This window comes from Streptomyces sp. NPDC102259, from assembly GCF_044766465.1.
In the GTDB taxonomy this organism is placed as follows: domain Bacteria; phylum Actinomycetota; class Actinomycetes; order Streptomycetales; family Streptomycetaceae; genus Streptomyces.
This window is the reverse complement of the sequence record NZ_JBIWMA010000004.1, coordinates 386,518-406,043: the sequence shown is the minus strand read 5'-3', so window position 1 is coordinate 406,043 and position 19,526 is coordinate 386,518. Positions and strand designations below refer to the sequence as shown.

The 19,526-nt window shown below is 72.5% G+C and carries 19 protein-coding genes; 7 read left to right on the top strand and 12 right to left on the bottom strand.

The genetic code is table 11. The features are described 5' to 3' along the window. Window positions 1–4: 4 nt before the first annotated feature. The 5 genes from ACIRPU_RS13655 to ACIRPU_RS13635 all read right to left on the bottom strand — a co-directional run bounded on the left by ACIRPU_RS13655 (window position 5) and on the right by ACIRPU_RS13635 (window position 4,578). Window positions 5–292: a CBS domain-containing protein gene (locus ACIRPU_RS13655; protein WP_384115778.1), complete on the bottom strand. Its 288-nt coding sequence runs from the start codon at window positions 290–292 to the stop codon at window positions 5–7. Between the two features lie 54 nt (window positions 293–346). Beyond that, window positions 347–1,840 (bottom strand): DEAD/DEAH box helicase, encoded by a 1,494-nt coding sequence (locus ACIRPU_RS13650; protein WP_403865977.1) that lies wholly within the window; start codon window positions 1,838–1,840, stop codon window positions 347–349. 218 nt (window positions 1,841–2,058) lie between these two features. Next, window positions 2,059–2,262, bottom strand: coding sequence for a cold-shock protein (locus ACIRPU_RS13645; protein ID WP_020133169.1), 204 nt, complete (start codon window positions 2,260–2,262; stop codon window positions 2,059–2,061). Between the two features lie 314 nt (window positions 2,263–2,576). Continuing rightward, on the bottom strand, window positions 2,577–3,560 hold the full coding sequence (locus ACIRPU_RS13640; protein WP_403865973.1) for a polysaccharide deacetylase family protein: 984 nt from the start codon (window positions 3,558–3,560) through the stop codon (window positions 2,577–2,579). Window positions 3,561–3,597: 37 nt separating this feature from the next. Further along, on the bottom strand, window positions 3,598–4,578 hold the full coding sequence (locus ACIRPU_RS13635) for a glycoside hydrolase family 11 protein (RefSeq protein ID WP_403865970.1): 981 nt from the start codon (window positions 4,576–4,578) through the stop codon (window positions 3,598–3,600). 395 nt (window positions 4,579–4,973) lie between these two features. On the opposite strand from ACIRPU_RS13635, the gene ACIRPU_RS13630 reads away from it, so the two are divergent. The 3 genes from ACIRPU_RS13630 (at window position 4,974) to ACIRPU_RS13620 (ending at window position 8,033) form a co-directional block, all read left to right on the top strand. Further along, on the top strand, window positions 4,974–6,260 hold the full coding sequence (locus ACIRPU_RS13630; protein WP_403865967.1) for a sensor histidine kinase: 1,287 nt from the start codon (window positions 4,974–4,976) through the stop codon (window positions 6,258–6,260). Beyond that, window positions 6,257–6,970 (top strand): response regulator, encoded by a 714-nt coding sequence (locus ACIRPU_RS13625; RefSeq protein ID WP_403865963.1) that lies wholly within the window; start codon window positions 6,257–6,259, stop codon window positions 6,968–6,970. Before ACIRPU_RS13630 ends, ACIRPU_RS13625 begins: the two co-directional genes overlap by 4 nt. 133 nt (window positions 6,971–7,103) lie before the next feature. Next, the gene (locus tag ACIRPU_RS13620; RefSeq protein ID WP_403865960.1) at window positions 7,104–8,033 is read left to right on the top strand and encodes a lysostaphin resistance A-like protein; all 930 of its coding nucleotides are present in this window, start codon (window positions 7,104–7,106) and stop codon (window positions 8,031–8,033) included. 62 nt (window positions 8,034–8,095) lie between these two features. Here ACIRPU_RS13620 and ACIRPU_RS13615 read toward each other — a convergent pair whose 3' ends face one another. The 4 genes from ACIRPU_RS13615 to ACIRPU_RS13600 form a co-directional block, all read right to left on the bottom strand. Beyond that, window positions 8,096–9,445 carry a sugar ABC transporter permease gene (locus ACIRPU_RS13615; RefSeq protein ID WP_403865957.1) on the bottom strand — a complete coding sequence of 450 codons (1,350 nt, stop codon included), beginning with the start codon at window positions 9,443–9,445 and terminating at the stop codon, window positions 8,096–8,098. Then, window positions 9,436–10,215, bottom strand: a complete 780-nt coding sequence (locus ACIRPU_RS13610; protein WP_355702499.1) for an ATP-binding cassette domain-containing protein — start codon at window positions 10,213–10,215, stop codon at window positions 9,436–9,438. Before ACIRPU_RS13610 ends, ACIRPU_RS13615 begins: the two co-directional genes overlap by 10 nt. Window positions 10,216–10,248: 33 nt before the next feature. Continuing rightward, on the bottom strand, window positions 10,249–11,364 hold the full coding sequence (locus ACIRPU_RS13605; protein WP_403865954.1) for a sugar ABC transporter substrate-binding protein: 1,116 nt from the start codon (window positions 11,362–11,364) through the stop codon (window positions 10,249–10,251). Between the two features lie 73 nt (window positions 11,365–11,437). Continuing rightward, window positions 11,438–11,917, bottom strand: coding sequence for a DUF5990 family protein (locus ACIRPU_RS13600; RefSeq protein WP_403866255.1), 480 nt, complete (start codon window positions 11,915–11,917; stop codon window positions 11,438–11,440). Window positions 11,918–12,062: 145 nt separating this feature from the next. Between ACIRPU_RS13600 and ACIRPU_RS13595 the strand changes: the two genes are divergently transcribed. Further along, on the top strand, window positions 12,063–12,917 hold the full coding sequence (locus ACIRPU_RS13595; protein ID WP_403865951.1) for a polysaccharide deacetylase family protein: 855 nt from the start codon (window positions 12,063–12,065) through the stop codon (window positions 12,915–12,917). 82 nt (window positions 12,918–12,999) lie between these two features. Here ACIRPU_RS13595 and ACIRPU_RS13590 read toward each other — a convergent pair whose 3' ends face one another. Continuing rightward, the gene (locus tag ACIRPU_RS13590) at window positions 13,000–13,320 is read right to left on the bottom strand and encodes a hypothetical protein (protein ID WP_403865948.1); all 321 of its coding nucleotides are present in this window, start codon (window positions 13,318–13,320) and stop codon (window positions 13,000–13,002) included. Between the two features lie 175 nt (window positions 13,321–13,495). Between ACIRPU_RS13590 and ACIRPU_RS13585 the strand changes: the two genes are divergently transcribed. Continuing rightward, window positions 13,496–16,204 (top strand): LuxR C-terminal-related transcriptional regulator, encoded by a 2,709-nt coding sequence (locus ACIRPU_RS13585; RefSeq protein ID WP_403865945.1) that lies wholly within the window; start codon window positions 13,496–13,498, stop codon window positions 16,202–16,204. Here the strand turns inward: ACIRPU_RS13585 and ACIRPU_RS13580 are convergent. Beyond that, window positions 16,159–16,860 (bottom strand): response regulator transcription factor, encoded by a 702-nt coding sequence (locus ACIRPU_RS13580; protein ID WP_403865942.1) that lies wholly within the window; start codon window positions 16,858–16,860, stop codon window positions 16,159–16,161. The two genes, ACIRPU_RS13585 and ACIRPU_RS13580, sit on opposite strands and share 46 nt — an antisense overlap. 145 nt (window positions 16,861–17,005) lie before the next feature. Next, the gene (locus ACIRPU_RS13575) at window positions 17,006–18,367 is read right to left on the bottom strand and encodes a sensor histidine kinase (protein WP_403865939.1); all 1,362 of its coding nucleotides are present in this window, start codon (window positions 18,365–18,367) and stop codon (window positions 17,006–17,008) included. A 231-nt stretch (window positions 18,368–18,598) separates the two neighbouring features. Here ACIRPU_RS13575 and ACIRPU_RS13570 point away from each other — a divergent pair, with 231 nt between their 5' ends. Beyond that, complete coding sequence (locus ACIRPU_RS13570) at window positions 18,599–18,808, top strand: hypothetical protein (protein WP_355702506.1); 210 nt, start codon at window positions 18,599–18,601, stop codon at window positions 18,806–18,808. Next, window positions 18,805–19,524, top strand: a complete 720-nt coding sequence (locus ACIRPU_RS13565) for an ABC transporter ATP-binding protein (RefSeq protein WP_403865935.1) — start codon at window positions 18,805–18,807, stop codon at window positions 19,522–19,524. The genes ACIRPU_RS13570 and ACIRPU_RS13565 overlap by 4 nt, the downstream gene beginning before the upstream one ends. Window positions 19,525–19,526: the final 2 nt, after the last annotated feature.

Here is a 19,526-nt window from a genome sequence, read left to right as displayed (position 1 = left end):
TGCCTCACAGAGAGAAGGAGCAGGGCCTCGACGGCGGCCGGACCGGCGCGTCGAGCACGTCCCGCAGGCGGAGCCGGTCCGTGTACGTGGCAGCGGCGCGCAGAACGGCCAGCTGGGCACGGGTGACCGAGCCCGTGCACTGATCGTCCCCGTCGCAGAGGATCAGATGATCGACCCGGGCACCGGCCATGACGGACAGCGCCACTTCGACGGTCATGTCGTCACGGACCCGCGGCCCGGACTCGTCGTGGTGCCGCCGGGTCCGCACCGGGTGCGTCTGGACCGATGTCACTTGTGCCTCCTGCGGAATGGGTGAGCCTTTCTACGGCGCGATGCGGGCCGGACCTCAGGCCGCCGGGTTGACTGCGGGCCGGTCCCGGCCCGGCCGCCCGCGACGGCCCCGGGACGAGGAGGACCGGGACGAGGCGGACGGAGACGAAGCGGACGAGGACGACGACGCGCGGCGACGCGGGACGGCCGCGACCGGCGCGGTGATGACGACCGGGACACCGGAGGGCGTTCGGGCGCCGGTGACGCGGCTCAGCTCCGCCTCACCCGAGCGGACCTGGGTGATCTGCGGGGTGATGCCGGCCGAGACCATCAGCCGGCTCATGCCGCGCCGCTGGTCGGGGGTCACCAGCGTGACGACGCTGCCGGACTCGCCGGCCCGTGCCGTACGGCCGCCGCGGTGCAGGTAGTCCTTGGGGTCGCTCGGCGGGTCGACGTTGACGACCAGGTCGAGGTTGTCGACGTGGATGCCGCGGGCCGCGACGTTGGTCGCCACCAGCACCGTGACGTGGCCGTCCTTGAACTGGGCGAGCGTGCGGGTGCGCTGCGGCTGGGACCGGCCGCCGTGCAGGGCCGCGGCGCGGACGCCGTTGTGCAGCAGGTGCTTGGTCAGCTGGTCCACCGCGTGCTTGGTGTCCAGGAACATGATCACCCGGCCGTCGCGTGCCGCGATCTCGGTGGTCGCCCGCTGCTTGTCCGCGCCGTGCACGTGGAGTACGTGGTGTTCCATCGTGGTGACGGCGCCCGCGACCGGATCGACGGAGTGGACCACCGGGTCGACCAGGTAGCGCCGGACCAGCAGGTCCACGTTGCGGTCCAGGGTGGCGGAGAACAGCATCCGCTGGCCGTCGGACCGCACCTGGTCGAGCAGCGCGGTGACCTGGGGCATGAAGCCCATGTCGGCCATCTGGTCGGCCTCGTCGAGGACGGTGATGTCGACGGCGTCCAGGCGGCAGGCGCCCCGGTCGATCAGGTCCTTGAGCCGACCCGGCGTGGCGACGACGACCTCGGCGCCGTTGCGCAGCGCGCCGGCCTGCCTGCCGATCGACATTCCGCCGACCACGGTCGCCAGCCGCAGCCCCACGGAGCGGGCGTACGGCGAGAGCGCGTCGGTGACCTGCTGGGCGAGTTCCCGGGTGGGTACGAGGACGAGCGCGAGCGGCTGTCGCGGTTCGGCGCGGCGGCCCGCCGTACGGGCCAGCACCGCGAGGCCGAAGGCGAGGGTCTTGCCCGAGCCGGTGCGACCGCGGCCGAGCACGTCGCGGCCCGCGAGCGAGTTCGGCAGGGTCGCCGCCTGGATCGGGAACGGTATGGCCACGCCCTCGTGACCCAGCGCGGCCAGCAGTCGTTCCGGCATGCCCAGCTCGGCGAACGACTCGACGGCGGGCAGCGCCGGGGTGATCGTCTTCGGTAGTGCGAACTCGCCCTGGGGCGAGATCCGTCGGCGTCCGCCGCCGTCGTTGCCGCGGCGCGGGGCGCCGGAGCGGTCGGGCCGGGAGCGGTGCTCGGCGAAGCGGTCGTTCCTGCGGGTATGCGTGCGTGCGTGGTTCAAAGGAACCTTCCTTGATGCGTCGGCGCGTATCAAGGAATTCCCGCGGCAGGTATGCGGCGCTGAGAATCGCGAGAACGGGCCAAAGGCGATGGCGTCGAATCGGGTCGACGGCGAAAAATGCGCCGCGGGGTTTATCCGCGGGAAAGCAGCGAGCTGGGGCCCGCACCCCAAGGTGCGGGCCCCAGCTGCGAAATTATTGTGTCCGCGCTGCTTGGGTGTCAGGCGGGGACGATGTTCTCAGCGGTCGGGCCCTTCTGGCCCTGCGCGATGTCGAACGTCACCTTCTGACCTTCCTGGAGCTCGCGGAAGCCCTGGGCGGCGATGTTCGAGTAGTGGGCGAAGACGTCGGGGCCGCCGCCGTCCTGCTCGATGAAGCCGAAGCCCTTTTCAGCGTTGAACCACTTCACGGTGCCAGCAGCCATTTTGAATCTCCTTCGGGAACGGTGTCGGAATCCACCCTGTGCGGATCCCGGTCGCCGTGATGATCACCCCGTCGGAAAAACCTTCTGGAGACCACAACTGCAACTGGTAAAGACAGTAGCACGCCGCGATCGACGGTGCGTGACCGATAATTACGCTCCGTCTGTCGGCCAAGAAATACTCATCGCGTGTCCCGTCCATTTCTCACTTTGCGACAACAGATAATGCCCCGCCGGCACCGCCGGGCCCTGGTGTGGCGCGGCGACCGGGGGTCGCCGCGCCATCGTTGCGGTTGCGGTGTTGCGGGGATGCCGGATCAGGTCGCGCTGCAGGTGACCGTCGGCCAGGTCCAGGAGCCGTTGGTCTGGACGGTGACTCCCCAGTTGTTGCCGCTGCCGTTGGGCTTGGCGGTGAGTACCTGGGCGCTGGGATAGCCGGCGCTGATGTTCCAGGTGGCGATGATCTTCTCAGGGGAGGGGACGTTCATCGTGACGGTCCAGTTGCTCGAGCCGGTGACCGTGACGTTGATGTTGTACCGGTCGCTCCACTGCTGGCCCGCGGACAGGGTCGCGGTGCAGGCGCCGGTGCCGCCGCCACCACCGCTGTCGTCGGGAGCCACGGCCCGGCCGGTCTGTGCGGAGATCCTGCCGGCGCACAGGCCGCGTGCGGCCAGGCCCTGCGCGATGCGCGGGATCGCCGCGAGGGTGTTGGCGGGCCAGTCGTGCATGAGGATGACCTGGCCGTTGGTGAGCCGGCCGGCGGCCTGCACGATCGCGTCGGTACTCGCGCTGTTCCAGTCCTGCGAGTCGACGTCCCAGATGATCTCGGTCAGGCCGTACTTGGCCTCGACCGCCTTCACCGTCGCGTTGGTCTCGCCGTACGGCGGGCGGAACAGCACCGGGGTGCCGCCGCCCGCGCCGGCGACGGCCGCTTGGGTCCGGGAGATCTCCGAGTCGATCTGCGACTGGCCGAGCTGGGTCAGATGCGGGTGCGTGTAGCTGTGGTTGCCGACCCACATGCCGGCGTTCACCTGGGCCCGGACCAGGGACGGGTTGGCGGCGGCGTACTGGCCCTGGTTGAACATCGTGGCCCGCAGCCCGTTCTGGGTGAGGGCGTTGAGCAGGGCCGTCGTGGTGCCGCCCGGGCCGTCGTCGAAGGTGAGCCCGACGTACCCGTTGCACGTGGCGGCCTGTGCCGGGGCGGCGGCGGCCTGGACGGTGAGGGTGCACGCGGCGGCCGTCGCGACGACCACCAGCCTCGTGACCAGGGAGCGTAAGGAGAGATGTGGTCTGGTGCTCATACGGGGTGGTCCTCCAGCCTGGGGCGGGGTGTGGGGGTCAGCTCGCGGCGCAGGAGACCGTCGGCCAGGTCCAGTTGCCGTTGGGCTGGATGGTGACGCCGAAGTTGTTGCCGCTGCCGTTGGGTTTGGCGGTCAGCACCTGCGCGCTGGGGTAGGTGGCGCCGGTGTTCCAGGTGGAGAGGACTTTCGCCGGGGAGGGGATGTTCATGGTCACGGTCCAGTTGCTGGAGCCGGTGACCGCGACGTTGAGGTTGTACCGGTCGCTCCACTGCTGGCCCGCGGACAGGGTCGCCGTGCAGCCGCTGCTGCCGCCTCCGCCGGTGCCGCCGCCCGAACCGGCGCCGTCCACCGTGATGTTGGAGTTGCCGCTGCTCTGGTACCCCTCGGTGGCGAGGATCATGTAGTAGCTGAAGCTGCCCAGGGGCATTCCGGCGCGGGCCCAGGCGTCGAAGTGGTTGCCGGTGGTGATGGTGCCGCCGGTCCGCTTCGACTGCCGGACGCTCCAGTACTGGTCGAAGGTCTTGGTGCCCTCGACGGACGGGGCGTTGTACCGCGTCGTCTTGTAGATGTCGTAGGTGCCGCCGTCGCTGGTGACGGTCCCCTTGTACGTTCCCGTGGGCCGGTAGGTGCCCCAGTTGTCGACGATGTAGTACTCGACGAGCGGGTTCGACGTCCACCCGTAGAGGGCCAGGTAGGCGTTGCCGGACGGGTTGAAGGTGCCCGAGTAGGTGACACTGCGGCGCCCGCCGGTGCTCCAGCCCTTGCCGGCGACGAAGTTCCCGGTGTTGCTCCAGGAGGTGCCGTAGTTGCCGCCGGAGCCCAGGTTCATGGAGACCGTGCCCTGCGAGTCGGTCCAGAACGAGTAGTAGTAGCCGTTGTTGGTGCCGGTCTGGTTCGTGTTGACGACCGTGTCGGCGTGCGCGGTGCCGGGCAGGGTGAGCGCGGCCACGGCGACCAGCAGCATGGTGCAGACACCGCTGATGAGCAGCCTGAGTCGCTGTGCGGGTGCGATTTTCATGTGCGTGCTTCCTCCTCGTCCTCTTACGGCCGATGACGGCGCCAGTGTTGGCCGGGGCACGACAACTGTCAATACTTTCGGTTTCTACTTCGAAACATTCGGAATACCCGAAGGGCGTGCGTGGGGATATTTGTGCAGCTCAGAGGCTGCATGGCTCGAATGCGTCAATTCATCTGAGCAAGATCGGTAAAATCAAGATCAAGTGACCCCCATGCCATTCTCGAATGTTTCGAAACTCCACCGATCTTTCCAGGCTCCCGTGGCGCCGGAAACAAGGCCGGAAACAGTGCCGGAAACAGTGGTGGAGCGGACTCGGAAGCGGTGCCGTCGGAGGTCGGGCGGAGGCTAGGCTCGCCCCTGTGTTCGAGGCGACGGCGTCATCACTGTCATCACTGATGGACGGCGCGCGAGCCGTCGTGACGCGCTGGAGCGCGCGGGGCGTGTTGCTGCGGGACGGAGTTCTCACCGTCGCCCTGGCGCCGGTGATGTTCGCGCCGGTGACCGCCCCCGTCGGCGCGGAGTTCGGCGATCTGACGCAGCGTCCGTACGACGGGCCCGGCCTTCTGGTGGCGGCGGCCCTGTGGCTGCCGTTGGTGCTGCGACGGCGGTGGCCCGGGGTGTGCCTCGCGCTGGTGGCGGGAGCGTCCGCGATACATGAACTGGCGGGCTATCCACAGACGTTCGCGAGTGTGGGCCTGTATGTCGCCCTGTACAGCGCGGGCGCCCACGGGCGCAGCGCGGGCGGCGTACGTCTCGGTGTGCCGGTGGCCGTCGCGACCGGGCTGTTCGCGCTGTTCGCGATCGGACTGCACGGCAGGGGCTCACCGCAGGGGGTGTCCGACTTCGTCCTCATCCACCTCGTGCTGGTGGCGTGCTGGGCCGTGGGCAGGTCGGTGCGGGCCCAGCGGGCCGGGGAGGAGGAGCGGCGGCGCATCGGCGCGGAGATGGCGACGGCGCGGGAACGGGCCAGGATCGCCCGGGAGCTGCACGACGTGGTGACCCATCACGTCACCGCGATGGTGGTGCAGGCGGACGCGGCGCAGTTCCTGCTCGCCGACGCGCCGGACCGGGTGGCCGTCGGGCTCGGTGCGATCAGCGACTCCGGCCGGCACGCCCTGACCGATCTCCAGCACCTGCTGGGCGTACTGAAGGCGTCCGGCGGCAGGCCCGGCGACCCGGCACCCGGCGAGGCGTCTTACGAGAAGTCTCCCGAGGAGTCGTACGAGATGGAGCGCGGGTCGGCGTCGGGCGGTCTGGGCGGTCTGGGTGACCTGGGCGGCCTGGTCGAGCAGGTCCGGGCGGCGGGCCAGCCGGTGGAGCTGACGGAGCGGGGAGAGCGACGGCCGCTGCCCTCGGCCGTGGAGCTGGCCGTGTACCGCGTGGTGCAGGAGGCGCTGACCAACGCGCTCCGGCACGCGCCGGGCCACGGGACGCTCGTCCGGGTCCAGCACGGCCACGACGTGATCGAAGTCGAGGTGACGACCGAAGGAGCGCCCGCGGTGTCGACCGTTCCCGCGCCCGGGCCGCTCGGCGGCGGAGGCGGCCACGGACTGGACGGACTGCGCGAGCGGGTGAGCGTGTTCGGCGGCGAACTGCACGCCGGCGCCCGGCCGGACGGCGGCTTCGGCGTCCGCGCCCGCATCCCCGCCCGCGTCCCCGCCCCCACCGGGAGGCACGCATGACCGGCGGCAGCACCGAAACCGGCACCGGCGTCGGGGCGCCGATCCGCGTCCTGGTCTGCGAGGACCAGGAGCTGGTGCGCACCGGCTACGTCACCATCTTCACCGCGCACCCCGGCATCGAGGTCGTGGGAGAGACCGCCGACGGCCGCGCGGCGGTCGAGGCCGCGCGACGGCTGCGCCCGGACGTGGTGGTGATGGACATCCGGATGCCCCTCCTGGACGGGATCGAGGCGACCCGGCTGCTGGCCGGACCGGGCGTCGCCGACCCGGTCAGGATTTTGGTGGTCACCACCTTCAACCTCGACGAGTACGTGTACGAGGCGCTGCGGGCCGGCGCGAGCGGGTTCCTGCTCAAGGACTCACCGCCGCGCGAACTCGTAGAGGGGATCCGCACGATCGCCGCGGGGGAGTCCCTGCTGGCGCCGGCCGTCACCCGGCGACTCGTCGGCAGGTTCGCCGACCGGATCCGCCCGAACGCCCGCGGGTCCGCCGTCCCGGAGGCGCTGTCGGTGCTGGCGCCCCGCGAGACCGAGGTGCTGAGACTCATCGCCGAGGGGCTGTCGAACGCCGAGATCGCCGACCGGCTGGTCCTCAGCCGCGAGACGGTCAAGACGTACGTGTCCCGCATCCTCACCAAGCTCGACCTGCGCGACCGCGTGCAGGCGGTGGTCCTCGCGCACCGGGTGGGACTGGTCACCGTCCACGACTGAACGGGGCCGTTGTCCCCCGGGAGAGCTACACGCGACTGTCCACCACAGGGCGATGATCAACGGTGGCCCGCGCTCGTAGCGTTCCTGCCGACGCGGCGGTGACGGGACCGCCGCCCGGCACGGGAGGAACCTCATGGCGCTCAACAACGCGCGCCCGCTGAAGAGCACGCTCAAGGACCTGTTCTCGCAGGAGCCGTTCGTCGTCTCGCGGCGGGTGCGTCCGGCGGGGGTGCGGCTGGTGGCGATGGTGGTGCTGTTCGTGGCGGTGACGTCGCTCGCGGCCGGGGCGAGAGCCGTGGCGGGGGACAACCCGCTCCTGTCCCTGCTGTTCGGCGCGGCCGTGGTGGCGCTCGCGCTGACGAGCTACGCGGCGGTCGTACGGGCCCTGGAACAGCGCCCGGTGTCCGAACTGGACACCACGACGGCGACCTCCGGGCTGCGCACCGGCACCCTCGTCGGCCTCGGCCTCTTCACCGGGACGATCGCGATCGTCGCCCTGTTCGGCGGGTACGGCACGAAGGGCGGGGTGTCCGTCGGCGGGGCGGTGACCGTGTTCGGGACGATGGCGGGCGTCGCCGTCACCGAGGAACTCCTCTTCCGGGGTGTCGTCTTCCGGCTGCTGGAGGAACTCACCGGCACCCGGGGCGCGTTGACGATCTCGGCCCTGCTGTTCGGCGGGCTGCACCTCGTCAACCCCGACGCCACCGTGTGGGGGGCGCTGGCCATCGCCGTCGAGGGCGGTCTGATGCTCGGCGCCGCCTATGTCGCCACCCGCAGCCTCTGGCTCCCGATCGGTCTGCACCTCGGCTGGAACTTCGCCGAGAGCGGCATCTACGGCACCACCGTCTCCGGCAACGAGGACGCCCCGGCGGGGCTGCTCCAGGGCGTGCTGTCGGGACCCGACGCGCTCACCGGGGGCAGCTTCGGTCCGGAGGCCGGCGTGGCCGCCATCCTCGTCTGCGTCGTCCCCACGGTCGTGTTCCTGCGCGCGGCCGGCCGACGGGGCGGCTTCCGCACCCGACGCCGTTCCACCCCGACGCCCGCCGCGCCCCCGACCCCCTGAACGCCGGACGCGCTCACCGACACCGTCGCGGACGCGCTCACCGGCACCGTCCCGGAGGTCTCTCAGACCCGTCCGCGTGACTCCGCGGAGCGCCGCGTCAGCGAGTCGAAGACCACCGCGGTGAACAGCACCCCACCCGTGATCATGAGCTGGACCGGGGGCTGGACCCCCAGCAGCGCCATGCCCGAGCCGATCGACTGGATGATGAGCACCCCCAGCAGCGCGGACCAGGTCGAGCCGCGTCCGCCGAACAGGCTGGTGCCGCCGATGACGGCCGCGGCGATGGCGTTGATCAGCAGCACGCCGGAGCCGGAGATCTGGCTCGCCGAGGTGAGCCGCGACGCGATGAACAGGCCGCCGACCGCGGCCAGGGTCCCCGACACCATGAACACCGAGATCCGCACCCGCGCCACGTCGACGCCGGACCGCCGGGCCGCCTCCACCCCGCCGCCCAGCGCGAGGACCTGCCGGCCGTAGGGGGTGCGGCGCAGCAGGAGGTCCGAGGCGACGATGACCGCCAGGAAGATCAGCAGCGCCAGCGGCAGCCCCTCGAAGCGGCCCAGCACGTAGACGACGGAGAACGCGACCAGCGCGAGCAGGGCCGTGCGCGCCCAGATCTCGCCCATCGGCCGGCAGGGCATCCCGGCGGCGGCGCGGCGCCGGTGGTCGTGGAGGGCGACGAGGAGGTAGGCGGCCGTGCAGAGCGCCGCCAGGCCGTTGACGGCGACGGTGGAGTCGAAGTAGCGGCTGGTCAGCGTGGCGACCAGGCCGTCCTCGCTGAAGTTGATGGAGCTGTCGGGCCCCAGCAGGTAGAGCATCACGCCGTTCCAGACCAGCAGACCGGCGAGGGTCACGACGAAGGCGGGTACGCCGATCCTGGCGAAGGAGAACCCGTGGACGGCCCCGGCGGCCGTGCCGCACAGCACCGCGATGAGCACGGCGAGCCACTCCGGCATCCCGAGGTTCACGTTCAGCGCCGCGAACACGGCGCCCGCCAGGCCGGCGAGCGAACCCACCGCCAGGTCGATCTCGGCGATCAGCAGGACGAAGACGATGCCGACGGCGACCATGCCGGTCCCGACGATGTCCACGCTGAGGACGGACAGGTTGCGCGGCGAGAGGAAGTTGTCGTTGAGGGCCTGGAAGACGATCCAGGTCACGGCGAGGGCGAGCAGCACCGGGGCGGGGCCGAGCCCGCCTTCGCGCAGCCTGCGGCGCACCGCGTCGGTCGGGGCGAGCCGATCGGCCGATGCCCTGAGGCGTTCGCCGTACGCGCCGAGGCGTCCGGCGGGCCCCCGGTGACCGTCGTCCTCCCGGAGACCGTCGTCCTCCCGGTCGGCGGTGGGCGTGGCATCGGCGGTGGGCGTGGCATCGGTGGTGCGGTTCCGGTTCCTCCTCCCCCTCAGGGCCATGCTTCCTCCGGGCGGGTCGTGCGGTGCGCCACGGCGTTGTCCGACGCGCCGGTGATGGAGGAGATGATCTGTTCCTGGGAGGTGGTGTTCACGTCGAAGAAGCCGTTGTTGCGGCCGAGGCGCAGGACGGCGACCCGGTCGGCGACGGCCTTGATGTCCCCCATGTTGTGGCTGATGAGCAGCACCCCGAGGCCCTGGTCGCGCAGTTCCTCGATGAGGTCGAGGAGCTGGCTGGTCTGCTCGATGCCCAGGGAGGCGGTGGGCTCGTCGAGCAGCACGAGCCGGGGCTCGCCGAGGAACGAGCGGGTGATCGCGACGACCTGCCGCTGGCCGCCGGACAGCGTGGCGAGCGGCACGCGCACGTCGGGGATGCGGATGGACAGGGTCTTCAGCAGCTCACGGGTGCGGCGCTCCATCTCCACCTCGTCGAGGATGCCGAGCCGGTGGATCTCCCGGCCGAGGAAGAGGTTGGCGACGACGTCGAGATTGCCGCACATCGCGAGGTCCTGGTACACGGTCGCGATCCCCAGCCCCTGGGCGTCCTGTGGACGCCTGATCTGGACGGCGCCGCCCTGCCACTCGATGACGCCCCGGTCGGCGGGACCGACTCCCGAGATCACCTTGACCAGGGTGGACTTACCGGCGGCGTTGTCGCCCATCAGGGCGACCACCTCCCCGGCCCTGATCTCCAGCTCGACGTCCGCCAGTGCCTGGACGGCGGCGAACCGCTTGGAGACACCGCGCAACGCCAGCAGGGGCTGAGCCGCCACGGGGTCACCTCCTTCCGCTCCGGGGAAGACGCGTCAAGTGAGTCCGGCCTTGTCGCAGGCGGACCTGAGCTCGGGGGTGCAGATCTGGTCGATGGTGTACATACCGTCCTTGACCAGAGTGTCCTTGATGTTGCCGACGGTCACCGGGACCGACGGGAGCAGAACCGCCGGAATGTCCTCGGTGGTGGCGTTGTCGACGGTGCCCGTGGCGATGGAGTCCAGCGTCTCGTCGCGCCCCAGGGCGACGGCCATCTTCGCGGCGGCGTCGGCCGCGGGCTCGAAGGGCTTGTAGACGGTCATGTACTGGTCGCCCCGGACGATGCGCCGCACGCCCGCGAGGTCGGCGTCCTGGCCGGTGATCGGAGGCAGCGGCCTGACCTCGGCGGCGTTGAGGGCGGCGACCACGGCGCCGGCGAGGCTGTCGTTGGCGGCCAGGACGCCGTCGATCTCGCCCGCGCCCAGGGCGGCGATGGCGTTGGTCATGTTCACGAAGGCGTTCTCCGGGCGCCAGCCGACGGTGTCGTACGACTTGCCGATCTGGACCTTGCCGTCGATGACGGAGAGCGCCCCGCGCTTGAACCAGCCGGCGTTGGGATCGGTCGTGGCGCCGTTCATCATGACGATCCGTTCGCCGCGCGCCGCCGCGTTCATGGCCGTCAGGAGCGCCTCGCCCTGGAGCCTGCCGACCGTCGCGCCGTCGAAGGTGACGTAGCCGGAGATCGGGCCCTGGGCGAGCCGGTCGTAGGCGACGACCGGGATGCCGGCCCGGTGCGCGGCCTCGACCGACGGGCGCAGCAGCTGGGGGTCGACGGCGGCGAGGATCAGGACGTCCACCTGCCGGGTGATCATGGACTCGATCTGCTGTCGCTGGACAGCCGGGTCGGACGTGGCGGCGAAGGTCGGCGCCGGGCAGTCCGGGCACAGCGCCTTCAGCCGCTGCTCGATCAGGGGCTTGTCGAACTGCCCGAACCGCGAGGCCCCGCCCCCCGGGAGCAGCACCCCGACGGCGAGACTGCCGTCCCCGTCCCCGCTTCCGGCGCTTCCGCCGCAGGCGCCGGCCAGGATCAGACCGGCGGCGACCGCGACCGCCACCGACGCGCGGATGAGGGACCTACGCTTCACGGCCGGACGGCCGGCGCCGAGACCCATCTTCGGTTCCTTAGGACATTTGTCCGACATTGCCCCGCAATAGGCACTTAATGCCAAGCGTAGCCAAGCCGCTCTAGTCGGCGCGTTCTGCGGTCCAGGTGATGCGCGGGGGCTCGACGCGTGCGCAGAGGGGTCCGCCCTGCTCGTCGGTCAGGCCGAGGCGTCCGACCAGCAGTCCGTCCTGTGCGGCGGCGGCGAGCACGTCGGCGGGGACGGCGTCGATCATGAGCTTGGCGCGGCGGAACATCGTGAAGACGCCCGACCCGTCGACCGTGCCCCACGACAGGTAGACGAACCGCCGGCCCAGACGGTCCTGGACATAGGGCCCTCTGACCTCGATGCCGGTCGCCGAGACGCTCGTGGTGCACTCCAGGGTCCAGCTCGCGGACGGCGCGTCGCCGGGCTGCGGTTCGAGCAGTTCCGCCGGACGGTCGCGACGCTGCACGGCGACGTGCAGGTTGCCGTACGCGGGGACCCTGCCGTCGGCGGAGGCCGGTCGGGTGAGGCCGGGCAGGTCGACGGCGTCGATGCGGATGCGCATACCGGCCATCATCGCGCGCCGGCCCGCGTCCGCCCGCACCGGGGAGACCCGCACCGGGAGACCCGCACCCGCTCGGTTCCGCGGCGGAACCTCGGACGTCCGTTCGACATCAAGCAGTGGACAGGTCGAGGCGTACGGATCACATGGGGTGCACAGGATGGACAGGCGGATCAGAGGGGCGGCGCTTGCCTGCGTCCTTCTCGCGACGGGCGTCGTGACGGGCTGCGCGGCCGAGCCCCCGGCGGAGTCCGGCCGTCCCGCCGCATCGTCCCGCTCCGTACCGCCCACCCAGTCGCCCCGCGGCGAGGCGGGTGCGCGGGCGGGCGTCGAGGCGGCGTACGGCAAGTGGGGCCTCGAGCCGCTGGCCGCACCGCCCGCCCCGCCCGACGTCAAGCCGGTCGCGCCGTCGGCCGCCGGCGGCCGGGTGCCGGTGATCAGCGAGATACCCACCCGGGAGAAGATCGTCTTTCTCACCTTCGACGACGGGGCGGAGAAGGACCCGGAGTTCCTGACGATGATGCGGGAGCTGAAGATCCCCTTCACGATGTTCCTGACGGACTCCGCCATCAGCGCCGACTACGGCTACTTCGGCAAGCTCCAGGCCCTCGGCGACGGCGTCCAGAACCACACGCTGACCCACCCGAACCTCCGCACCCTGGGCGCGGCCGCGCAGAAGCAGGAGATCTGCGGCCAGCAGACCAAGCTGAAGGATCGATACGGCACCCTGCCGCGGCTGTTCCGTCCGCCCTACGGCAACTGGAACGAGGACACCCGGGCCGCCGCCGCGTCCTGCGGGGTCGAGGCGATCGTCCTGTGGCGCGAGTCCATGCAGATCAAGAACATGCAGTACCAGCGCGGCGACAAGAAGCTCCACCCGGGCGACATCGTCCTGGCCCACTTCCGCGGGCCGTCCGAGCTCAAGGGCACGACCATGACCGAGATGACGGCGAACCTGCTGCGACACATCCGGGAACAGGGATTCACGGTCGCCCGCCTCGAGGACTACCTCTAGCCCAGCCGCCCAGCCGCCCAGCCGCCCAGCCGCCCAGCCGCCCAGCCGCCCAGCCGCCCGGCCGCCCGGCACGCGGTCCCGCTCAGGCCGTCGCACGAGGGGGCGGGGGGACGTCGGTGGTGTGGTCGTCGTCGGCGCCCCCACGACCGTGCCCGCCGACGAAGAAGCTCACCGCGGCCGTGAGGGTGGAGGTGACGGCGAGCCGCACGACCCAGGGGGTGACCCCACCCTCCCCGACGGTGGAGGTGAAGAAGGACGTGCCGAGCAGGACCTTGCTCAGGGGCAAGGAGCCCGCGCCGGTCAGCAGACAGACCCACAGCGGGGGCTCGTTGGAGACGACGAGGACCGCGGCCGCGACGATCACGACCACGCTGAGTACGACGACGAGCGAGGTGATGTCCATGGCCTTCAGCATTCCGGCGGCCGGACCGCGAATCGTCGGCGCAGCGGAGGAACGGACCCTCTACCGCAGGATAGAGACCGGCCCGGTGAGGCGGTGGCCGACGGGGGGCGGTCCGGTGTGACAGTGGCCGGGCCGGTGCCCTGAGCGTGTCGCGGGCCCTACGCTCGTGCCCGACATGGAGACGACACGGAACTGGGCGCTTCCGGGCCTGCTCGCCGCCGCTCAGCTGGTGTGGCTGTGGCGTGGCGCCGACTGGACGGCCGTCCCGGCCCCGGGCCCGGCGGGCGTCGTCGGCGTACTCGTCGCCCTCGCGGTGGGGACCGTCGCGCTGAGCCGGCGGCGGCGCGCGCCCGCGCGGGCGCTGATGTGGACCCTGGGCGCGTCCGTACTGGGCCAGGCGGCGGCGTACGAGGCGTTCGCCGATCTCGGCCTGACGGTCGCCCTCTACTCCGTCGCGGTCCGCCGCCCCGCCGCGGTCACCTCGCGGGCCTTCGCCGCGACCGTCGCCTCGTCCTGGCTGTCGGCGGCCGTCCGGTTCGGCTTCCACCCCGCGCTCGCCACCGAACTGGCGCTCCAGACGGCCCTCTACGTCGGCTGCGCGGGCCTCGGACTGGCGCGCCGCCAGTGGCTGGCGAGGAGACTGGCGGCGGCCCGACTGCTGGCCGGCGCGGAGGAGGGCCGCCGACAGGCCGGCGAGGCCGAACGCGACCGACTCGCCCGCGAGTTGCACGACGTCAGCGCGCACCACCTGACCTCGGTCGTGGTCACCGTGGACGCGGCCCGCAGACTCGGCGACCGCAGACCCGAACTCGTCGCCGAGGCGCTGGAGTTCGCCGAGCGGACGGCCCGCGAGACCCTGACGTCGATTCAGCGGCTGGTCGCGGTGATGCGGGACGCCGGTCCCACCGACGCCCGGCCGATGACCGGACGCATCCGGGAACTGGTCTCCGGATTCGGCCGCCTGGGCCGCCCGATCGCCACCGAGATACCCGACGACCTCGCGGGCCCCGCCGCCGAGGCGGTGCACGGCATCGTGCGCGAGGCCCTCACCAACGCCCTGCGCTACGCGCCCGGAGCGGCCGTGCGGGTCGTCGTACGCCGTGCGGGCGGGGCGCTGGAACTGACCGTGGACAACGCCGCCGCGCGCGGCACGGCCGCCTATACGGGGATGGGATCGGGCCGGGGCGTCTCGGGCATGCGGGAACGCGCGGCGGCCGTCGGCGGGGAACTGACCGCGGGACCCGGGCCCGACGGGGGCTGGCGGGTGCGCGCCGAGCTGCCCGATGCCACCGGGCCCCGGGAGTCGGCCGTACGTCCCCGGCGGCGCGACTTCCTGCGGGAGCAGCGGCTGACCGACACCGCGCTCGCCTTCACCGCGACGGCGCTCCCCCTGATCGTCCTGCTGGTGGCCACCGAGGACGGGGAACAGCGCGGCCGGGCCGGCCCCGGGGGCATCGGCCTGGTGTCCGCGCTGCTCGCCCTGCACGCGCTGCCGCTGCTGTGGCGGCGGCGTGCGCCCTGGACGGTCCTCGCCGCGGTGCTGGCCACGGCGTGGCTGTGGCCGTCGATCGCCGTCTCGGGCGCGCTGCCAGGGCGGTTGGCGCAGTTCCTGGTGGGCGGTCTGGTGGTCGAGACGCTGGCCGCGTACACCCTGGGGGCCTACGGTCGCGGCGCCGGGCACACCTGGCCCGCGCCGTTCGTGGCGGCGGGCGCGAGCGCCGGGGTGCTGGTCGTGGCGGCGGCCTCCGACGGCACGCTGGCCGGCGCACCGCCCTCCGTGCTCACCGTGGTGTTGATCGTCGTGCCCGTGGGCCTGTCGCTGTGTCTGGTGTTCGCGCCGGCCTGCGGCGTGGGGCTGGTCGTCCGCAACCGTCGGCTGCGCGCCGTGGCGCGCGACGACCTCGCCCTCGGCCACTCCCGGTGGCAGGCGGAGACCGCGGCGGGCGCCGAGCGGCACCGGCTGGCCGCCCGGCTGCGCGACGCCGTGCTCCACCGCACCACGGCGCTCGTCGAACTCGCCCACCAGGGAAGGCTGGACGAGGTGGCCGCCGAGGCCCGCGCGGCGCTCGCCGCCATGCGGGAACTGCTCCACGGCATGAACGACGACCAGGACGACCAGGACGGCCGGCACGGCCGAGACGGCCGGGACGGGCCGGGCTCCGCGCGGCGGATCCCACCGCAGCCGACCGCGGCCGACCTCGACGCGCTGTGCCGGACGGGGGGCCCCGCCGGGCGGAAGGTGACCGTGCGCGGCATCCCCGAGGCGGCTGCGGGGCTGCCGGGACCGGTGCTTCTGACGGCGTACCGGATGGTGGAAGCGGCACTCGGCGCGGGAGACCGGGGCCCCGCCCGGGTGAGAGCGCGGCGGCGCAGGGGAGCGCTGCACCTCACGATCACCGGCGTGCGCCTGGCGGCGACGGGCCCGGTCGCGGAACGCCTGCGGGTCCAGGCGGCCGCCGGGGAAGGCACGGTCACCTTCGAACAGGCCGGTACGGTAAGGGCGTTGCTGCCGCTGCCGCTGCCGCTGCCGCTGCCGCTGCCGCAACTCCTCACCGCGCTGCGTGTCGTCGCGTCCGGCGACGGGATCCTCGCCCCGGCCGTCACCCGCCGCCTGATCGACACCTTCGCGCAGGGCGCGCCCCCGCCGCCCGCCGTCACCGGCGTCCTCGGCGGGCTCACCCCTCGCGAACGGGAAGTGCTGCTGCACATCGCCTCCGGCCTGGCCAACGCGGAGATCGCGGCCGCCCTCGGCGTCACCACCGGAACGGTCAAGACCCACGTCAACGCCCTGCTCACCAAGCTGGGGCTGCGCGACCGGGTGCAGGCGACGATCCTGGCCTACGAGAGCGGGCTGATCCGCCCGCGCGGCGCGCCCGCCGACTGACCTCCCGTGCCGACCGCCTCCAGATACCGCAGGACGGCCGCGACCCGACGGTCCACCTGGTCCGTCGGCGACAGGTCGAGCTTGGCGAAGATGCTGCGGATGTGCTTGTGGACGGCGCCGTCGGTGACGACGAGCCGTTCGGCTACGGCCGAGTTGCCCAGCCCCTCGGCCATCAGGGCGAGGACGTCCCGCTCCCGGGGGCTGAGCCGCTCCAGCCGGGTGTCCTGGCGCGAGCGGGTGAACAGCTGGGCGACGACCTCCGGGTCGATTGCGGTGCCGCCCGCCGCCACCCGCCGCAGCGCGTCCAGGAACTCCTCCACCCGGCCCACCCGCTCCTTGAGCAGATAGCCGAGCCCCTGCACACCGCCGCCGAGCAGCTCGGTGGCGAAGCTCTGCTCGACGTATGCGGACAGCACGAGCACGGCCAGGCCGGGCCGCCGGCGCCGGGCCTCGACCGCCGCGACGATCCCCTCGTCGGTGTGGGTCGGCGGCATCCGGACGTCGAGGATGGCGACGTCCGGCTCGTGCACGTCGATGGCGTCCAGCGCCTCGTCCGCGGTGCCGGCGGTGGCCACCACGTCGAGGGCCTCGGCGCGCAGCAGCAGGGCGAGCCCCTCGCGCAGCAACGCGTCGTCCTCGGCGATCACGATCCGCATCTCACGCTCCACAACTCATGACGCTCCATGGCTACAACGCTCCACAACTCGCAACGCTCCACAACTCACTACGATCCCGGGCTCATCACGCCTCCGTGGCTCTCAGGCCTCCGTGGCTCACGACGCCTCCACAGCTCGCGACGCTTCACAGTTCACGACCCACCGGCAGGTCCACTTTCAGGACGGTGGGGCCGCCGGGCGGGCTGGTCAGGGAGAGGCTGCCGTCGTGCGCCGCGACCCGGCGGCGGATGCCGGTGAGTCCGGTCCCGCCGTCCGCTCCCTCGGTGCCGAAAGCCTGGGAGGGGCCCCCGGCGCCGCCCCGGCCGTCGTCCTCGACGCGCAGCAGGAGCCTGCCGCCCCGGGCACGGGCCGTGACGGTGGCCTGTCCGGCGCCGCTGTGCTTGGCGATGTTGGTCAGGGCCTCGGCGAGGACGAAGTAGGCGGTCGCCTCGACGGAGGCGGCACAGCGCTCGGGCACGTCCACGTCGATCCGGCAGGGCACCGCGCAGTCCGCGGCGAGGCCGGAGAGCGCGCCCGCGAGTCCCCGGTCGGCCAGCACCGGCGGCAGGATGCCGCGCGCGACCGTACGCAGCTCGGCCAACGCCTGTTCGGCCGCGGACTGGGCGCGCTCCAGGAGCTCGTCGGCGCCGGCCGGGTCCCGGGCCACCATGCGGCGGGCCGCCCCGACCAGCACCGTGACGGAGACCAGCCGGTTCTGTGCGCCGTCGTGCAGGGAGCGCTCGATCCGGCGCAGTTCGGTGGCGTGGGCGTCGAGGGCGGCGGCGCGGGTGGCGGTGAGTTCGGCGACCCGGAGCGACAGATCGGCTTCCGGACCCGCCGCGAGGAGTCCGCGTCCGGGCCGCGCCTGGAGCCGGGCCATGCCGGGGGCCAGCCCCAGGATGATGGCGATCCAGCCCACGCCCAGCAGTGCGACGGCGACGGCGGCCGGCCAGGAGTGCGCGCTGCCGACCGCGACGGAGGTGGCGGTCGCGCCCTTGGGCAGGAACGTCCAGTACAGCGGGAAGGCGGTGTCGCGCACGGCGGCGATCGGCAGGTAGACGCCGAGCAGCCCGAGCAGGAGCCCCAGCGTGCCGTGCCGGACCAGCCAGCGCAGCTCGCGGCGGGTGGTGGCGTCGACGAGGGCGGGCCGCAGCCGGGTGGGCGGGGGCCGTGGGGCGACGACCTCGGGGCCGCGGCGGCCGAGCCGGTCGCGTTCGCGGCCCGCCAGGGCGTGCAGGGCGCGCAGCAGCGCGGGCGCCATGAGCAGCCCCACGCCGACCACGCTCGTCACGGCGGTGACGGCCAGCCACAGCAGGAGGAGCAGGGCGAGCAGAGCCGTGTTGAGCCCGGAGGCGAGCTGGGCGATCGCGGCGCCCGCGGCCCCGAGGGTCCGCACGACGATGTCCTTGAGACTCTCGTCCCCGAGGCCACCCGGCCGGTCACCGGCCGCCGAGCCGGCTGCCGGATCGACCGCCGAGCCGACCGCCGGGTCCTGCTGGACCGCCATCGCGCCCTTCCCTTCCTGCTCCCGCTTCCCGCCGCCCACGCCCACTGGTCGCGGCCTGAACGACCTTATGCCGCAAGCCGGTTCGCCGTCATGCGCGTCATGCGGGGGACGGGGTGGTACAGCCTGCTGTACCTCGAACCGGGCGGACTGCGGGATCGGCCGCGGGGGTGCCGATCCATAGCGTCGGTGACGACAGCAGGAACGGCACAGGACCCCGGGAGAAGGCCCCCCATGACGAAGACCACGACCACCGATCCGGAGCGGCTGACCCGTGCGGAGATCGCCCGCACACTGCTCTGGGCCGTGGTGGTGACCAGCGCGGTCACCAACATGGCGGCCTCCTTCGGCGGCGCCGACACCTGGGTGCACCTGCTCTGCGGCGCGGTCACCGTCCTGTGCGCGGGCACCCTCGTCGTGCGCAACGTGCGGGGCCGTCGATGAACGCCGCCATCGCCCTGACCGGCGTCAGCAAGGCGTACCCGGGCGGCGTACGGGCCCTCGACGACGTGTCGTTGACCGTGGAGCGCGGCACCTTCCTCGCCGTGATGGGGCCGTCGGGCTCCGGCAAGAGCACGCTGATGCACTGTGCCGCCGGGCTGGACTCCCCGACGTCGGGCAGCGTCCGCATCGACGGCCACGAGATCGCCGGGCTGAACGAGACCCGGCGCACCGAACTGCGCCGCGAACGCGTCGGCTTCGTGTTCCAGGCGTACAACCTGATCCCCTCGCTCAGTATCGAGGACAACATCACGCTGCCGCTGCGGCTGGCGGGCCGCACCCCGGACCGCGACTGGCTGCGGACCCTGGTGGAACGGGTCGGACTGACCGACCGGCTGACCCACCGGCCCGCCGAACTCTCCGGCGGCCAGCAGCAACGCGCGGCCGTGGTGCGGGCGTTGGTGGCCAGGCCGGCCGTCGTGTTCGCCGACGAGCCGACCGGCGCGCTCGACCTGCGCAGCGCCCACGAGGTCCTCGACCTGCTGCGCGACCTCGTCGCCGACCTGCGTCAGACGGTGGTCATGGTCACCCACGATCCGGCCGCCGCGGCCCGTGCACACCACGTCCTGGTGATGGCCGACGGGCGGGTGGTCGAGTCCCTCGAGGCGCCGACCGCGCCCCGACTGGCAAGCCGTCTCGTCGCGTTGGGAGAGGTCTGAGT

Excerpts from the sequence above, each read along its gene's own strand:
- ACIRPU_RS13645 (WP_020133169.1), bottom strand. The coding sequence starts at position 2,262 with ATGGCTGCTGGCACCGTGAAGTGGTTCAACGCTGAAAAGGGCTTCGGC.
- ACIRPU_RS13640 (WP_403865973.1), bottom strand. The coding sequence starts at position 3,560 with ATGAGCACCAGACCACATCTCTCCTTACGCTCCCTGGTCACGAGGCTG.
- ACIRPU_RS13635 (WP_403865970.1), bottom strand. The coding sequence starts at position 4,578 with ATGAAAATCGCACCCGCACAGCGACTCAGGCTGCTCATCAGCGGTGTC.
- ACIRPU_RS13630 (WP_403865967.1), top strand. The coding sequence starts at position 4,974 with ATGGACGGCGCGCGAGCCGTCGTGACGCGCTGGAGCGCGCGGGGCGTG.
- ACIRPU_RS13625 (WP_403865963.1), top strand. The coding sequence starts at position 6,257 with ATGACCGGCGGCAGCACCGAAACCGGCACCGGCGTCGGGGCGCCGATC.
- ACIRPU_RS13620 (WP_403865960.1), top strand. The coding sequence starts at position 7,104 with ATGGCGCTCAACAACGCGCGCCCGCTGAAGAGCACGCTCAAGGACCTG.
- ACIRPU_RS13615 (WP_403865957.1), bottom strand. The coding sequence starts at position 9,445 with ATGGCCCTGAGGGGGAGGAGGAACCGGAACCGCACCACCGATGCCACG.
- ACIRPU_RS13605 (WP_403865954.1), bottom strand. The coding sequence starts at position 11,364 with ATGGGTCTCGGCGCCGGCCGTCCGGCCGTGAAGCGTAGGTCCCTCATC.
- ACIRPU_RS13600 (WP_403866255.1), bottom strand. The coding sequence starts at position 11,917 with ATGATGGCCGGTATGCGCATCCGCATCGACGCCGTCGACCTGCCCGGC.
- ACIRPU_RS13595 (WP_403865951.1), top strand. The coding sequence starts at position 12,063 with ATGGACAGGCGGATCAGAGGGGCGGCGCTTGCCTGCGTCCTTCTCGCG.
- ACIRPU_RS13590 (WP_403865948.1), bottom strand. The coding sequence starts at position 13,320 with ATGGACATCACCTCGCTCGTCGTCGTACTCAGCGTGGTCGTGATCGTC.
- ACIRPU_RS13585 (WP_403865945.1), top strand. The coding sequence starts at position 13,496 with ATGGAGACGACACGGAACTGGGCGCTTCCGGGCCTGCTCGCCGCCGCT.
- ACIRPU_RS13580 (WP_403865942.1), bottom strand. The coding sequence starts at position 16,860 with ATGCGGATCGTGATCGCCGAGGACGACGCGTTGCTGCGCGAGGGGCTC.
- ACIRPU_RS13575 (WP_403865939.1), bottom strand. The coding sequence starts at position 18,367 with ATGGCGGTCCAGCAGGACCCGGCGGTCGGCTCGGCGGTCGATCCGGCA.
- ACIRPU_RS13570 (WP_355702506.1), top strand. The coding sequence starts at position 18,599 with ATGACGAAGACCACGACCACCGATCCGGAGCGGCTGACCCGTGCGGAG.
- ACIRPU_RS13565 (WP_403865935.1), top strand. The coding sequence starts at position 18,805 with ATGAACGCCGCCATCGCCCTGACCGGCGTCAGCAAGGCGTACCCGGGC.